The organism is Nocardia sp. NPDC050435, assembly GCF_040655395.1.
Classification (GTDB): domain Bacteria; phylum Actinomycetota; class Actinomycetes; order Mycobacteriales; family Mycobacteriaceae; genus Nocardia.
In genome coordinates this window covers 468,558-482,458 of sequence record NZ_JBFAJW010000004.1, presented here as the reverse complement: position 1 = coordinate 482,458, position 13,901 = coordinate 468,558, and the positions used below count along the sequence as shown (strand labels likewise).

General features: G+C 70.0%; 15 protein-coding genes. 11 read left to right on the top strand and 4 right to left on the bottom strand.

The genetic code is table 11. From position 1 onward, the window contains the following. Positions 1-37: 37 nt before the first annotated feature. The gene (locus AB0I43_RS14580) at positions 38-199 is read left to right on the top strand and encodes a hypothetical protein (protein WP_357432157.1); all 162 of its coding nucleotides are present in this window, start codon (positions 38-40) and stop codon (positions 197-199) included. A gap of 192 nt (positions 200-391) precedes the next feature. On the opposite strand, the gene AB0I43_RS14575 is transcribed toward AB0I43_RS14580, so the two are convergent. After that, a complete protein-coding gene (locus AB0I43_RS14575) occupies positions 392-1,606 on the bottom strand; it encodes a lipase family protein (RefSeq protein WP_357432155.1) in 1,215 nt (404 codons plus the stop codon). A gap of 345 nt (positions 1,607-1,951) precedes the next feature. On the opposite strand from AB0I43_RS14575, the gene AB0I43_RS14570 reads away from it, so the two are divergent. After that, positions 1,952-3,157 carry a helix-turn-helix domain-containing protein gene (locus tag AB0I43_RS14570; RefSeq protein ID WP_357432153.1) on the top strand — a complete coding sequence of 402 codons (1,206 nt, stop codon included), beginning with the start codon at positions 1,952-1,954 and terminating at the stop codon, positions 3,155-3,157. 66 nt (positions 3,158-3,223) lie between these two features. Then, a complete protein-coding gene (locus AB0I43_RS14565) occupies positions 3,224-4,735 on the top strand; it encodes a carboxylesterase/lipase family protein (RefSeq protein ID WP_357432151.1) in 1,512 nt (503 codons plus the stop codon). 3 nt (positions 4,736-4,738) lie between these two features. Here the strand turns inward: AB0I43_RS14565 and AB0I43_RS14560 are convergent, their stop codons facing one another. Then, positions 4,739-5,608 (bottom strand): DNA-formamidopyrimidine glycosylase family protein, encoded by an 870-nt coding sequence (locus AB0I43_RS14560; RefSeq protein ID WP_357432150.1) that lies wholly within the window; start codon positions 5,606-5,608, stop codon positions 4,739-4,741. Positions 5,609-5,644: 36 nt separating this feature from the next. Then, complete coding sequence (gene cobF / locus AB0I43_RS14555; protein ID WP_357432285.1) at positions 5,645-6,379, bottom strand: precorrin-6A synthase (deacetylating); 735 nt, start codon at positions 6,377-6,379, stop codon at positions 5,645-5,647. A gap of 45 nt (positions 6,380-6,424) precedes the next feature. On the opposite strand from cobF, the gene AB0I43_RS14550 reads away from it, so the two are divergent. From AB0I43_RS14550 to AB0I43_RS14515, 8 genes are all read left to right on the top strand, one after another. Beyond that, positions 6,425-7,228, top strand: coding sequence for a thymidylate synthase (locus AB0I43_RS14550; protein WP_356973240.1), 804 nt, complete (start codon positions 6,425-6,427; stop codon positions 7,226-7,228). Continuing rightward, entirely contained in the window at positions 7,225-7,710 is a 486-nt protein-coding gene (locus tag AB0I43_RS14545; RefSeq protein WP_356973239.1) for a dihydrofolate reductase, read from the top strand. The genes AB0I43_RS14550 and AB0I43_RS14545 overlap by 4 nt, the downstream gene beginning before the upstream one ends. Before the next feature lie 148 nt (positions 7,711-7,858). Then, complete coding sequence (locus tag AB0I43_RS14540) at positions 7,859-8,185, top strand: cupin domain-containing protein (protein WP_356973237.1); 327 nt, start codon at positions 7,859-7,861, stop codon at positions 8,183-8,185. Between the two features lie 50 nt (positions 8,186-8,235). After that, positions 8,236-9,276, top strand: a complete 1,041-nt coding sequence (locus tag AB0I43_RS14535) for a Dyp-type peroxidase (RefSeq protein WP_357432148.1) — start codon at positions 8,236-8,238, stop codon at positions 9,274-9,276. After that, a complete protein-coding gene (locus AB0I43_RS14530; RefSeq protein ID WP_357432146.1) occupies positions 9,276-10,076 on the top strand; it encodes a family 1 encapsulin nanocompartment shell protein in 801 nt (266 codons plus the stop codon). Before AB0I43_RS14535 ends, AB0I43_RS14530 begins: the two co-directional genes overlap by 1 nt. Before the next feature lie 84 nt (positions 10,077-10,160). Beyond that, positions 10,161-10,685 carry a hypothetical protein gene (locus tag AB0I43_RS14525; RefSeq protein ID WP_356973231.1) on the top strand — a complete coding sequence of 175 codons (525 nt, stop codon included), beginning with the start codon at positions 10,161-10,163 and terminating at the stop codon, positions 10,683-10,685. A gap of 64 nt (positions 10,686-10,749) precedes the next feature. Beyond that, entirely contained in the window at positions 10,750-12,183 is a 1,434-nt protein-coding gene (locus AB0I43_RS14520) for a TerD family protein (RefSeq protein WP_357432283.1), read from the top strand. Positions 12,184-12,206: 23 nt separating this feature from the next. Further along, positions 12,207-13,157, top strand: a complete 951-nt coding sequence (locus tag AB0I43_RS14515; protein WP_357432144.1) for an aminoglycoside phosphotransferase family protein — start codon at positions 12,207-12,209, stop codon at positions 13,155-13,157. Here the strand turns inward: AB0I43_RS14515 and AB0I43_RS14510 are convergent. Beyond that, a complete protein-coding gene (locus AB0I43_RS14510; RefSeq protein ID WP_357432142.1) occupies positions 13,154-13,807 on the bottom strand; it encodes a helix-turn-helix domain-containing protein in 654 nt (217 codons plus the stop codon). The genes AB0I43_RS14515 and AB0I43_RS14510 overlap by 4 nt on opposite strands. Positions 13,808-13,901 lie beyond the last annotated feature (94 nt).

Sequence of the window (13,901 nt, the reverse complement as noted above, 5' to 3'; positions counted from 1 at the left end):
AGAGTTTCCCGAACGAGCATCGGGGTAGTTCGCCGACATGACCACAGACCCGAAGACCACCGACACCGGCAAGGGCCCCGACACCGCCGAGGACGACGTCCAGAGCGATCCCGCAAAGGGCGCCGGGGACCGCGCCGATTGGTCCGACGAAGGCGGCGCCACCCCCGAAGGCCCCGCCGACGACGATCCGAGTCAATGACCCCCGGCAGCTCCGCACACGATCGATCCGACGCCGACCGCACCGAGGCGTACGGCGACCCCGCCTGCCTGCTCGGCGAAGTCTGCCCGGACTGCGGCCGCGTGCGCGCCGACATCTATGCCGCGGGCTGCCCCACATGCCGCCCGGCAGGTCACAGGGCGTATCCGCCAACCGACTGAGATATCGAGCACCCTACCGATTCGCGCCGATCGCCTGTCCGACGATCGCCTGCACAGCGGTCGGCACGAGTTCGGTGAGCCCCTGCGCGAATTCGGGATCGGTGACGACCGTCGCCGGGCTGGTGATCGCGCATCCGGGCTGGGCGGGCATACCGTCGAGGCGATCGCGGAGCCAGTAGAAGGCTCCGGGAAGGTGGGTCAGCACGCCGGAGATGTGCTCGGCCAGCAGTTCCCGCACATAGGTGACGCTCGGCGCGTTCTCGGCGCAATACTTGCCGACCAGGCGGTCGACGCCCGCGCCGGGCAAGATCTCGTCGTTCTGCGCGTGATAGATGTACACCGGGACCGACGGGGTGCGCTGGCCCAGCGAGTTCTCCGCGATGACCCGCTGCACCACCGGATGACTCAGCGGATCACCGCCCCGGAATGCCGCGAAGATGTCGTAGAAGGGCACCAGCGCGGTGCCCATCGGGTGGCAGAGCACGAATTTCGTGCCGATCAGGAACTGCCCGAGCGGATCCACCTCTTCGCGCACGACCCGGCGCACCTCCGGATATTCGTTCATCAGCCCGGCGATGACGCCGGTGAGCAGTCCGGTATAGAGCCCGCGATTGTTGTGCCGCAGGGCACCCGCCCAATCCGCCGCCGCGACACCGCCCGCCGCGACGCCGACGATATTCAGTTCCGGCGCGTACTCCCCGGCGATCTCGGCGGCGAACGAACTCGGCACGGTGCCGCCCGAATAGCCCCACAGCGCGGTCGGTGTCGCCGCCCCCGAGAGCTGCGCCGGCTCGAAACTCTGCACCGCGCGAATGCCGTCGAGGGTGGCCTGCGCGGTGATCCGGGAGACGCCGTACGCCGAATTCGGCCCCTCGTAGTCGGGCAGCACGACGGTCCAGCCCTGACCGATGCCCGCCGCGATCGGAATCAGCACCTCTGCCGCGTTCACGTAATCGGCGGGAATGGAGCCCGCCTGGATGACATACGACGGCGCGCAATACTGCGCGGCACTGTCCTCCGCGATCTGATAGGACAGCAGCTTGCGCCCGCCCTCGGGCCGGGCGCCGCGCGGCTTGAGCACGGTCGTCACGGTGGCGATGGCCTCGCCGAAACTGTTGGTGGTGCGGTAAAGCAGCTGCCAGGCATCGACATTCAGGTGCGCGAGCCCGAAGAACGCGGGCGCGATGGCGCGCACCCGCAGCACCTGCCCCGGCGCGGCAGCGGCCACGACACCGGCGGTCGGCGCCCACCGGTTCGATCCGGAGGTCGGCCGGGTCGGCGGCGGCCGTCAGCTGAGCCGATATCGAGACCAGTAGTCCCAAGGCGGTCGCGGCGGCGGCGATTCGGAGGCTACGACGCCCTCGGCGTGCACTCATCGAATTCTCTTTTCTGGGACGGGCATTGGATCGCTACACCGTCCCAGACGCACCCCGCGCAGGTCACCGTGCGCACGCCAAGGATTCGGACCGCCAATTTGTGCATTCGACGGGATTCGGGTTTGTCCGCATGCACGAAGGAATCGATCCGTTGCCAACTATTGCGCGGCATTGTTTGTGTGTGCGAACAATGTCGGATGACCTCGCCACCGCAGTCCGGCATCGACGCCGAGTTCATCGATTTCCTGCGGACGCTGCTGCCCGCGCTCGTCCGGGAAACGCTGACCGGGGTCTTCCAGGACGCACCCGACTATCAGGCGCTGCCGCCCGAACAACTCGGCATCGAATTGCCGCTGGCCGCCGACGCCAATCTGCGGCTGTTCCTGGACTCGGTGGTCGAAGGCCGGTTGCCGCGCGCGGCGGATGTCAGCGATCTGATCGAGATCGCGGTGCACCGGGCACGGGCGGGCGTGCCGCTGGACGCGATGCTCTCGGTGTATCACACCGGTGCGGCCGCAGCCTGGAATTCGGTTGCCGCCCTGGCGAATACGCCGGAGCAGCGCGAGCAGCTGCTGGCCCTGGTGCCCTATGTGCTGGGCTATCTGGGCGCGGTGACGCCCGGCGTCGCGGCGGCCTATCTGCGCGAACGCCAAGACCTGCACTGGGAACAGCGCGAAGCCGAGCGCGCGGTCGCCCAGGCCCTGGTGCACGGCAAGCCCGCCGATCTGCTGGCCGAGCGGTTCGGCATCTCCCTCGACGGCAGTTTCCAGGTGCTGGTGTTCCGCCTGGCCGAATCGCAGGGCCGGCCCGCCGCGAGCGGACGACCGGTACTGCGCCTGGCGCACGCCGAGATCGAAGCGCTCTCGCCGCGCGCGCTGAGCATGATGGAGCGCACCGGCGGCGTGATCCTGATTCCGGCCGGTGATACCGAATCCACCGGCAAGCTGGACACTTTCGTCACCCGGATGGCCACCGGCACCGGCCTGCGCACGGTGGCCGGGCACGCCGTCGCCGCGGGGCCCGCGCAGGTCTGCGCGGCGGCCGAGGAGGCGGGCGAGATCGTCCGGCTGGCCGATCGCCTGCACCGGCCCACCGGCGTCTACCGGATGGCCGATCTGGCCCTGCAATACCAGCTGGCGCGCCCCGGCCCGGCCCGCGCCTGGCTGCTGTCGCTGCTGACGCCGCTGGCCGAGCACGAACACCTGCTGGCCACCCTGCGCGCCCTGATCCGGCACGGCTACAACCGGCAGGAAGCCGCCGATGACCTGGTGGTGCACCGGAATACGCTGAACTACCGGCTGAACCGGATCGCCGTCCTCACCGGCTACGACCCCGGCCGGCCCGATCACGCCCAGCTGTTCGCCGCGGCGCTCACGGCCAGCGATATCGACGCGGCCGAATGACACACTGCGTCACGATCCGACCAATTCTGTCTGGGCCGGTGCGGGGTCGCCCGATACCATCGATTGATGGTGGCAACAACCGACATCGAGACCGCTGACGGCATCGTGCGCGGGCGGCGCGGCCGCCGCGTACTGCGCTGGCGGGCCCTGCCCTACGCCGCGGCGCCCCTGGGCGAGTGGCGTTTCCGCGCCCCGCAGCCGGTGCGGCCCTGGACCGGTGCCCGCGACGCGACCGAATTCGGGTTCGCCGCCATGCAGCACCGCGCCGGAGCTCGCATCGGCCCCCGCCAATACCAGCCGACAAGCGAAGACTCCCTGACGCTGAATGTCACCGCGCCCGTGACGCCCTCGGCCACGCCGCGCCCGGTGCTGGTCTTCATCCACGGCGGCGGCTATCTGATGGGCACCTCCGCGCTCGGGCTGTACTCCGGCGCCCGCCTGGCGCTGCGCGGCGACGCGATCGTGGTGTCGATCAACTACCGGCTGGGCGCGTTCGGTTACATCGATTTCAGCGAATACTCCACCCCCGAGCGGCCTTTCGACAGCAACCTGGGTCTGCGCGATCAGGTCGCCGCCTTGGAATGGGTGCAGCGCAACATCGCCGCATTCGGCGGCGATCCGGGCAATGTCACCGTCTTCGGCGAATCGGCGGGCGCGCACGCGGTGCTCGCGCTGTTCGCCACGCCGGCCGCCGCGGGCCTGTTCCACCGCGGTATCGCGCAGAGCCCGCCCGCCGACTGGGCCATGACCGCCGAGGACGCGCGGGTCTTCGCACGGCGCTGCGTCGAGGCGCTCGGCGCGCAGCCCGGCGACGCGGCGCGGGCCCTGACGGATGCGCCCGCCAACGACATTCGCAAGGCGGGCGCGCGCGTCATCGGCCAGGTGCTGCGGGAGCGGCCGGGCCTGTTCCCGGCCTGCCCGGTGGTCGACGGCGACTACCTCCCGCAGTCCCCGATCGACGCGTTCACCGACGGCGCCGCGCACCGACTACCGCTCATCATCGGTACCTGCCGCGACGAGGGCACCCTGTTCGACAAGTTCGCCGACGGCCTGCCCACCAATCCCGACCGCCTGCACACCGTGTTCGGCGGGGCCGGCGAGGGCGCCGAAGCGCGCGTGATCGCCGCCTATCCCGGGTATCCGCGCGCCCGGACGGCGGTGCGCATGGGCGGCGACTACGTCTTCTGGCGGCCCTCGGTCACCGTCATGGAGAGCCACAGCAAGCACGCGCCCACCTACGCCTATCGCTACGATTTCGCCCCGCGCGCACTGCAACTCGCGGGTGTGGGCGCCACTCACGCCACCGACCTGATCCCGGTCTTCGGCGCCACCGACGGGCCGATCGGGCGGGCGCTCACGGCGGCGGGCGGGCGGCACGGCCTGCAGGCTGTCACCCGCCAATTCCAGGACAACTGGCTGGCCTTCGCCCGCACCGGCGCACCGCTGCCGTCCTGGCCCGCCTACACCGAGGAGCGGCGGACCACGCTGATCATCGACGACCCGACCCGCCTGGAACACGATCCGGAACAGGCCAAACGCCTGGCCTGGCAGGGCGTGCGCGTCTCGACGCTGAGCTGAGGGCTACTTGAGCAGCCGCGACATCCGGCGATCGGCGAGGATCTTGCCGCCGGTCTGGCAGGTGGGGCAGTACTGGAAGGAGCGCTCCGCGTAGGACACCTCGCGGACGGTGTCGCCGCAGACCGGGCACGGCAGGCCGGTGCGGGCGTGCACCCGCATGCCGGAACGCTTCTCGCCCTTGAGCCGCGCGGCGTCCTGGCCGACCGAGCGCTGCACCGCGTCGAGCAGGACCTCGCGCATCGCGCCGTACAGTTCCGACAGCTTCTGCGCGGGCATGGTCTTGGTACTGGCGAACGGCGAGATCTTCGCGGTGTGCAGGATCTCGTCGGAATAGGCGTTGCCGATGCCGGCCAGCAGCGTCTGATCGACGATGGCCGTTTTGATGCGCTGCGAGGCGCCGCGCAGGATCTCGGTGAACTGCTCCTCGGTGACCTCGAGCGCGTCCGGCCCGAGCCGCGCGATCCCGGGGACCAGCTTCGGATCCGTCACGATGTAGACCGCGAGCCGCTTCTTGGTGCCCGCCTCGGTCAGATCGAACGCCGGGGTGCCGCCTTCGGGATCGAAGAAGTGCACGCGCAGGGCCAGCGGGCTCTTGCCGCCCGGTTTCGGCGGGGTCTGGCTCGGCTCGTCCACCCAGCGCAGCCAGCCGCCGCGGGACAGATGCGTGATCAGCCACAGACCGCCGCAATCCATCCCCAGGAACTTGCCCCAGCGCCCGGCGCCCGTCACATCGCGGCCGGACAGCGCTGTCACCGGCGGGTCGAACGTCTTCACCGCGCTCAAGGCCGCGACATCGACTCGCCCCACCACGGCGCCGACCGCATGCTCCCGCAGGAACTGCGCCAACGCCTCTACTTCCGGCAGTTCGGGCACGGTGTTCAGGCTACCCGGGGGTACCGACAAACGCGCTCAGTCGCGCCGCAGGTGATAGACGTCCATGATCCAGCCTTTGTCCGCGCGCAGCCGGGCGCGGACCGCCACGATCCGCTGCTCGACCTCGCGCAGCGGGCCCTCGATCAGCACCTCGTCGGGCATACCCAGGTAGGCCGCCCACCAGATGTGGATATCGGTGCCGGGGACCTCGGTGAACGAGCAGTCGCCGTCCAGCATCACCACCGCGGAACTGCCCAGCCCTTCCTCGCGCAGCCGGCGGCCGGTGGTGATGTGCACCGGCTCGCCGATGCGGTGCAGCACCATCCGATGCCGGGCCGCCAGGGCCTGCACGCTGGTCACCCCCGGGATCACCTCGTAATCGAAATCCGCGCCGCGCGCGAGCACCCGCTCCAGCATCCGCAGCGTGCTGTCGTAGAGCGACGGATCACCCCAGACCAGGATGCCGCCCACCCCGGCCACCTCCTCGAACGCCGCGGCCAGCAGCGCGGACCGGCGGTCGTGCCAGTCCTCGACGACGCCCTGGTAGTCGGCGGGCGCGCGGTCCCGCGGCGGATCCGGGATCTCCACGATCCGGTACGGCCGGTCCATGTGCTCGGTCAGGATCGCGGTGCGCACGTCGAGCAGCTCCTGTTTCGCCTCGCCCTTGCCGATGACGAAGAACACCTCGACCTGGCGCATGGCCTTGACGGCCTGCACCGTCACCTGGTCCGGGTCACCCGCACCGATGCCGATCACATAGAGCTTGCGCATGTGCGGAGAGCTTTCCATGCGACCGCACCACTAAGCTCGGGACCCGTGGCGACCACCGATACGCAGTACGAGGACCTGCTCCGGCTGGTGCTGGAGTCCGGCACCGCGAAAGCCGACCGCACCGGGACCGGCACCCGCAGTGTCTTCGGGCACCAGTTGCGCTACGACCTGTCGCAGGGGTTCCCGCTGGTCACCACGAAACGGGTGCACCTGAAGTCGATCGTGTACGAGCTGCTGTGGTTCCTGCGCGGCGATTCCAACGTCGGCTGGCTGCGCGAGCACGGCGTCTCGATCTGGGACGAGTGGGCCGACGCGGACGGCGAACTCGGCCCGGTCTACGGCGTGCAGTGGCGCTCCTGGCCGACGCCCGACGGCGGCCACATCGATCAGATCACCCAGGTGCTGGAAACGCTGCGCGCCGACCCGGATTCGCGGCGCATGATCGTCTCGGCGTGGAACGTGGCCGAACTGGATCGGATGGCGCTGGCACCGTGCCACGCGTTCTTCCAGTTCTACGTGGCCGACGGAAAACTGTCCTGCCAGCTGTATCAGCGCAGCGCGGACCTGTTCCTCGGCGTGCCGTTCAATATCGCCAGCTACGCGCTGCTGACCCACATGGTGGCCCAGCAGACCGGCCTGGCGCCCGGCGATTTCATCTGGACCGGCGGCGACTGCCACATCTACGACAACCACGTCGAGCAGGTCACCGAGCAGCTGACCCGGCCGCCCTACCCGTTCCCCGCGTTGCGGTTGCGGCAGGCCCCGTCGCTGTTCGACTACCGCTACGAAGACGTGGAAGTCGTGGATTACCAGCATCATCCGGCGATCAAGGCGCCGGTGGCGGTGTGAGCTCGCGCAAGATCGGCCTGATCTGGGCGCAGACCCCCGAGGGCGTCATCGGTTCCGAGAACACCATCCCGTGGCGGGTGCCCGAGGACATGGCCAACTTCAAGTCCGTCACCTGGGGCCATCCGGTGATCATGGGCCGGCGCACCTGGGATTCGCTGCCCGGCAAATTCCGTCCGCTGGAAGGCCGCCGCAATATCGTCGTGACGCGGCAGGCCGACTGGTCGGCCGAGGGCGCGGAGCGAGCCGGGTCCGTCGCCGCGGCGCTGGCCGCGGCCGACGGCGACGTCTGGGTGATGGGCGGCGGCGAAATCTACCGCGACAGCATGGAATTCGCGACCGACCTGCTGGTCACCGAGGTCGACACCGAGGTGCGGGGCGACGCCTACGCACCGGAGATCGGCCCGGGGTGGCGGGCCGAACCGCAACCGTGGCGGGAATCCGCGAGCGGTCTGCGCTTCCGGACCCTGCACTACACCCGCTGACGACCGGCCCGGGCAAACCCGGCCCGCACCCCACACCGGTCGGGCATACTCCTGACATACGCGACGGCCGGACCCGGCCGTGCGCGCGCCGCCCTGAACTGGTGACACCAGCCCTGGCACCAGTGATGTGATGCGAAAGGCAGTCTCCATGGATAAGAAATCGCTGACTGCGGTCGCCCGCCAACAACTGAAGTTGGCCGCCACCGCCACCAGCGGTCGCAGTTCGCAAACCATCTTCGGTGGTCACGCCGCCTCGCTGCGACAGACCGTGGTCGGCCTGACGGCGGGCCAGAGCCTGGCCGAGCACGACAACGCGGGTGATGCGACGCTGCTGGTGCTCAGCGGCACGCTGACCCTGATCAGTGGGAGCAACGAGTGGAAGGGTTCCGCCGGTGATCTGCTGGCCGTCCCCAAGGCCCGGCACAGTGTGAAGGCCAACGAGGACGTCGCGTTCCTGCTGACGGTGGCCAAGTAGCGCCCCGCCGCTGAGCGGCGCGCTCGGCGGCTCCTACTAGGCTGTTGCCCATGGGTGAGCCACAGCCGATCCTCGATCCACTCTCACCGAGCGCGATCTTTCTGGTCGTGACCATCGACGAGGGCGGCGAACCGGCCGTGCGCGAGTTGCTGGAGGAACTGGCGGGCGTGCGGCGCTCGGTCGGGTTCCGCGTGCCGGGCTCGGATCTGTCGATCGTCACCTCGATCGGCTCGGCCGCGTGGGATCGGCTGTTCAGTGGGCCCCGTCCCGCCGCGCTGAAGCCGTTCCCCGGCTACTTCGGCCCCAAGCATCAGGCCCCGGCGACATCGGGCGATCTGCTGTTCCACATCAAATCCCAAACCCCGGACGCCGCTTTCGAATTGGCGATGGCCATCGGCCAGCGGCTGGCGGGCGCGGGCACCGTGGTCGACGAGACCACCGGGTTCCGCTATTTCGAACAGCGCGATCTGCTCGGCTTCGTCGACGGCACCGAGAACCCCGAGGGCCACCTGGCCGTCGCGGCGGCGCTGATCGGCGACGAGAATCCCGATTTCGCGGGCGGCAGCTACGTCGTCGTGCAGAAATACCTGCACGATCTGGATGCCTGGCGGCAGCTGCCGGTCCCGGAGCAGGAGCGCGTGATCGGGCGCACCAAACTGGAGGACTACGAGTTCCCCGACGAGGACAAGCCCGCCGATTCCCACGTCGAGGTGAACACCGTCTACGACCCCGAGACCGGTGCCCAGCGCCAGATCCTGCGCGCCAACATGCCGTTCGGCAGCGTCAAGGAGGGCGAGTTCGGCACGTACTACATCGCGTACGCGGCCTCGCCCGACGTCGCCGACGCGATGCTGGTGCGGATGTTCCTCGGCACCGAGGACGCCACGCACGACCGCATCCTGGATTTCTCCACCGCCGTCACCGGCACGCAGTTCTTCACGCCGTCCGCCGATTTCTTCGACGACCTGCCGGACCCGCCGGCCGCTCCGGAGGAATCTTCGGCGCCGGAGCGCGTTCGAAGTCAGAGCGTGGGTAGTACCGACAATGGCAGCGGCTCACTCGGCATCGGCACTTTGAAAAGGAGCAGGTAATGAACAACCTCCATCGGGATCTGGCGCCGATCACCTCCGAAGCGTGGAAGGCGATCGAAGAAGAGGCCGGCCGCACCTTCAAGCGCCATATCGCGGGCCGCCGGGTGGTTGATCTGTCCGGTCCGCACGGCGAGGATTACTCCGCGGTGGGCCTGGGCCGCACCCAGCCGATCGCCGCGCCCGACGAGGGTGTGCGCGCCCGCCAGCGCGTGGTCGCACCGCTGGTCGAACTACGGGTGCCGTTCACGCTGTCGCGGGACGAGCTGGACGACGTCGCGCGGGGCGCGCAGGACGCCGATCTGGATCCGGTGAAGGACGCCGCCCGCAAGATCGCCTTCGCCGAGGATCGCGCCATCTTCGAGGGCTACGCCGCGGCCGGGATCACCGGCGTGCGGGCGAGTTCGTCGAACGAGGCGATCAAGCTGCCGACCGATCCCCAGCTGGTGCCCGAGGCCGTCACGCAGGCGCTGAGCGCGCTCCGCCTGGCCGGCGTCGACGGACCGTACTCGGTGCTGCTGAGCGCCGATCTCTATACCGCGGTGAGCGAGACCTCCGACCACGGCCATCCGATTCGCACCCACATCGAGCGCCTGATCCCCGAGGGCAAGATCGTCTGGGCGCCGGCCATCGAGGGCGCGTTCGTGCTCACCACCCGCGGCGGCGACTTCGACCTCGCCATCGGCCAGGATCTCTCCATCGGCTACCTCTCCCACGACGCGGAGAACGTGCAGCTGTACTTCCAGGAGAGCATGCAGTTCCTGGTCTACACCGCCGAAGCCGCGGTGGCGCTGCAGGCCTGAGCCCGCCGAGCGTCCTCCACACCGAGCCACCGCGCGCCCTCCATGGCTAGGGTGGGGCGGAGAACGCGAGGAGGCGGTAGGACGATGGTGCGCGCGGGTGTGGTGCCGGGGCGGCGGATCGCGCTGTACGCGGCGGTCGGTGTGCTGGTCACGGCGGCGCTGTCGCTGGTCGTGATGTTCGCCTTCGGCGGGCATCGGGTCTTCACCGGCCTGGCGATCGGCGGCGTGGTCGCGATCGCGGCGCTGGTCGCGCTGTTCAAGCGCGACGCGATCGTGCTCGGCGAGGACGCGATCTATCTCCGCACGCCGTGGCAGGAGACGCCGGTCGCGTGGGAGCGCGTGGTGGCCGGGCGTTTCACCCTGGACGACCGGGAGCGCTGGTCGCTGGCGCTGGACCTGTCCGGGGGTGACGAAGCGCACGACGAGCTGGTGCTGCTGTCGATTCCGCCGGTGGCCGGGCCCGTCGCCGGCGCCTACGATCTGCGCAAACGCGAGCAGGTGCACGAGATCCGGGAAATGCTGCGGCGCAAACACATCCCGGTGATGGTGCTGCCGGAGATCGCCGGGGCGCTGAGCACACACTGGAAGATCGCGCCGCCGACACGGTGACGCGGCGCCCCGCGCATTTGGGGTGACGCTGCGGGCGGGGTCCAGTACTTTGAGTGCTGTGTCGATGATGAAGGGCGCCAACGTTCCGGTGCCGATGCCCGTGGTCCGCATCGAATTGGGGTGGCAATCGGGTCCGGGCGTTCCGGACGCGGATGCCTCCGCGCTGTTGCTGGTGGGCGGCAAGGTCCGCAACGACAGCGATTTCGTGTTCTACAACCAGCCGCAGCACTCCTCCGGCGCGGTCCGGCACGAGGGCAAGCAGCAGGGCCCCACGGTGCTGGACAACCTCTGGGTGAACCTGGGCCAGGTGGAACCGCAGATCGAGACGATCGTCGTCGCGGCCTCGGCCGACGGCGGCACCTTCGGCCAGTTCCAGGGCCTGTACGTGCGCGTCCTCGACGCGAACAACGGCGCCGAGGTGGCGCGGTTCGATTCCACGGGCGCCACCAGCGAGACGGCGTTCGTGCTCGGTGAGCTGTACCGCCGCCAGGGCACGTGGAAGTTCCGCGCCGTCGGGCAGGGGTACGACTCGGGGCTGGGCGGATTGGCCACCGACTACGGCATTTCCGTCGACGACGCGCCCACCCCGCCGCCGGCGCAGCAGTTCACGCCGCCGCCCGCGCAGCAGCCGGCTCCGCCGCCGCAGTACGCGCCGCCGCCGCAGCAGCAATTCGCCCCGCCGCCACCGCAATACCAGCAGCCGGCCGCGCAGCAATTCCAGCAACCGCCGGCGCAGCAGTATCAGCAACCGCCGGCGCAGCAATTCCAGCAGCAGTACCAGCAGCCCCCGCAGCAGCAATTCCAGCAGCAGCAATTCGCGCCGCCGCCACCGCCGGGCGGCGCACCGGTGAATCTGAGCAAGATCTCGCTCACCAAGGAATCGCCCTCGGTCTCGCTGACCAAGTCGGGCGCCACCGGCGGCACGATGCGGGTCAACCTGAACTGGACCACCACCCAGCCCGCCCGCGGCGGCGGCCTGTTCGGCCGCCGCTCCCGCGGCGGCAACGGCGGGCTCGATCTGGACCTGTGCTGCTTCTTCGAATTGGCCGACGGGCGTATCGGTTCGGTGCGCGCGCTCGATCGCTCCTTCGGCGATCTGACTCGCCCGCCCTACATCCGCCTGGATCAGGACGACCGCACCGGCGCCAGCACCACGGGCGAGAACCTGGACATCAACCTGGATTTCACCGCCCAGTTCCGCCGCATCCTGGTCTTCTCCTCGATCTACGAGGGCGCGAAGGATTTCCGGGGCGTGCACGCGACGGTCACGCTCTACCCGCTCAACTCCACCCCCATCGAGATGACCCTCGACGGCTGCCAGGACGATTCGCGCGACGCGGTGCTGGCGCACATCGAGAACATCAACGGGGAACTGGTGGTGCGCCGCGAGGGCACCTTCATTCGCCCGCCCGCCGGTCAGCCGGGCGCGGGCGTCATGGAGATCGCCAGGATCTACCAGTGGGACTTCGGGTTCAAGGCGGGTCGCGGCAAGGGCTGACCGATCCCTGGCACGATCGGGCGATGACCGATTTCGCGACACCGCAACAGCTCGCCCGCCGCACCGCCGCCGCGGTGGACGCAGCGGTCGGCGCCGCGCGGGAGCTGAACCTGGCCGTCACCGACGCCGTGGTGCTGCACGACGTGTTCTCCGTCGTCGTCCATCTCGCGCCGGCGCCGGTCGTGGCCCGAATTCCCACCGTGCTGCCGCCCTCGGAAACCCTCGACACGCTGGCGCGGCGCCAGCGCGCGGAGCTGGACGTGGCCGCGTGGCTCGCCGCCCGGGGCGTGCCGGTGATTCCGCCGAGCCCGCTCCTCCCGCGCGAACCCGTGCAGCGCGACGGGTTTTCGATTACCTTCTGGCAGTTCCTGGCCGAGGACCGGGACCGCGAGCCCGACTACGTGGCCAACGCCGAGAGCGTCGCCGACCTGCACGCGGCCCTGCGCGACTACCCGGGCCGGCTCGAGTTCCTCTCGGCCGCCGACCCGGATTTCGTCACCGCGGCGCTGGGCCGGCTGGAGCGGATGCCGGAGCTGCTCCCGGCCGCCGAGCTGGACCGGGCCCGGCGCGAATGGCGGATCCTGGAGCCGCTCGTGCGTTCGCGGGCGGCGTTCGAGGCGGCGTTTCCGGCAGTGCCCCTGCAGCCGATTCACGGAGACTCGCCGCCCGCGAACATCTTTCGCGGCGTGCGGGGCGACCTGTACTCCGATTTCGAGCTGATCACGCTGGGCCCGGTCGAGTGGGATCTGGCGGCCCTGGGGCCCGAGCACGAAGCCGCCTACGACCGCGGGGCGGCGCGCCTGGGCGCGCGGCCGTTGCACGCGGACGTGCTGCGGTTCGTCAACGCGGTGGGCATGGTGCGCGTCGCCGCCACCCTCACCCTCACGCCGCAGCTGCCCGAGCTGGCGCACTGGCTGCGGCCGGCCCTCGAGCAGTGGCGCACCATGCCGTTCGCGGGCGGTCTGAGCGGCTAGGTACCGGCGAGCAGTTCAACGGCCGCGGAACGGATCTCGTCCGGATCGCCTGCCCAGCCGAGGACGCGCAGGGCGGCGTCGGGGATGGTGCGCTCGACGTAGTCCGGCGCGGCGCCCTCGTCGGAGCGGATGCTGATCACGGTCTCGACGAGGCGGAAGGGCAGCACCTCGGTGCCCGTGCCGCCCGCCGTCGCGGACAGGACCTCGCGGGCGAAAGTCTCGTAGTAGCCGCGCAGTTCGTCGCGCCGCAGCCGGAACGCCGCGAATCGTTCGGTGCGCAGGTCCGGCAGCAGATACAGCGCACCGAGATTCCAGCGTGCCGCGCGCAGCTGGCGGACGTCGAACAGCGCCAGCGCGTACAACCGGACCGGCGCGGGCGCGGCGGCGGCGCTCAGGCGCGCGGCGAGGGCCAGTGGCGCCGTGATCGTTTCGTCGAGCAGAGCGTCGAGAATGTCGTCCTTGGCGCCGAAGTGGTGGTAGAGCGAGGCCTGCCGGATGCCGACGGCGTCGGCCACCGCCCGGGTCGAGGTATTCGCATACCCCTTGGTGGTGAACAGTTCTCCGGCCGCGTCCAGGATCTCCGCGCGCGGGGTCTGCCCGCGCCGGGCGCGCTGCTCTAGTCGGGGTCGGCCGGGGCCGGAGTTCGTCACCAGCCCATTCTGGCACCGCCGAGACGGCCTCCCCGTCGGCCACCGGCCCGCCGTGAGGTTTCTGTCATTTGACAGAAATCGGGGCAACACAGAA

Coding starts and splice junctions, on each gene's coding strand:
- AB0I43_RS14580 (WP_357432157.1), top strand. CDS start 38: ATGACCACAGACCCGAAGACCACCGACACCGGCAAGGGCCCCGACACC.
- AB0I43_RS14570 (WP_357432153.1), top strand. CDS start 1,952: ATGACCTCGCCACCGCAGTCCGGCATCGACGCCGAGTTCATCGATTTC.
- AB0I43_RS14565 (WP_357432151.1), top strand. CDS start 3,224: ATGGTGGCAACAACCGACATCGAGACCGCTGACGGCATCGTGCGCGGG.
- cobF (WP_357432285.1), bottom strand. CDS start 6,379: ATGCGCAAGCTCTATGTGATCGGCATCGGTGCGGGTGACCCGGACCAG.
- AB0I43_RS14540 (WP_356973237.1), top strand. CDS start 7,859: ATGGATAAGAAATCGCTGACTGCGGTCGCCCGCCAACAACTGAAGTTG.
- AB0I43_RS14535 (WP_357432148.1), top strand. CDS start 8,236: ATGGGTGAGCCACAGCCGATCCTCGATCCACTCTCACCGAGCGCGATC.
- AB0I43_RS14530 (WP_357432146.1), top strand. CDS start 9,276: ATGAACAACCTCCATCGGGATCTGGCGCCGATCACCTCCGAAGCGTGG.
- AB0I43_RS14525 (WP_356973231.1), top strand. CDS start 10,161: ATGGTGCGCGCGGGTGTGGTGCCGGGGCGGCGGATCGCGCTGTACGCG.
- AB0I43_RS14520 (WP_357432283.1), top strand. CDS start 10,750: ATGATGAAGGGCGCCAACGTTCCGGTGCCGATGCCCGTGGTCCGCATC.
- AB0I43_RS14515 (WP_357432144.1), top strand. CDS start 12,207: ATGACCGATTTCGCGACACCGCAACAGCTCGCCCGCCGCACCGCCGCC.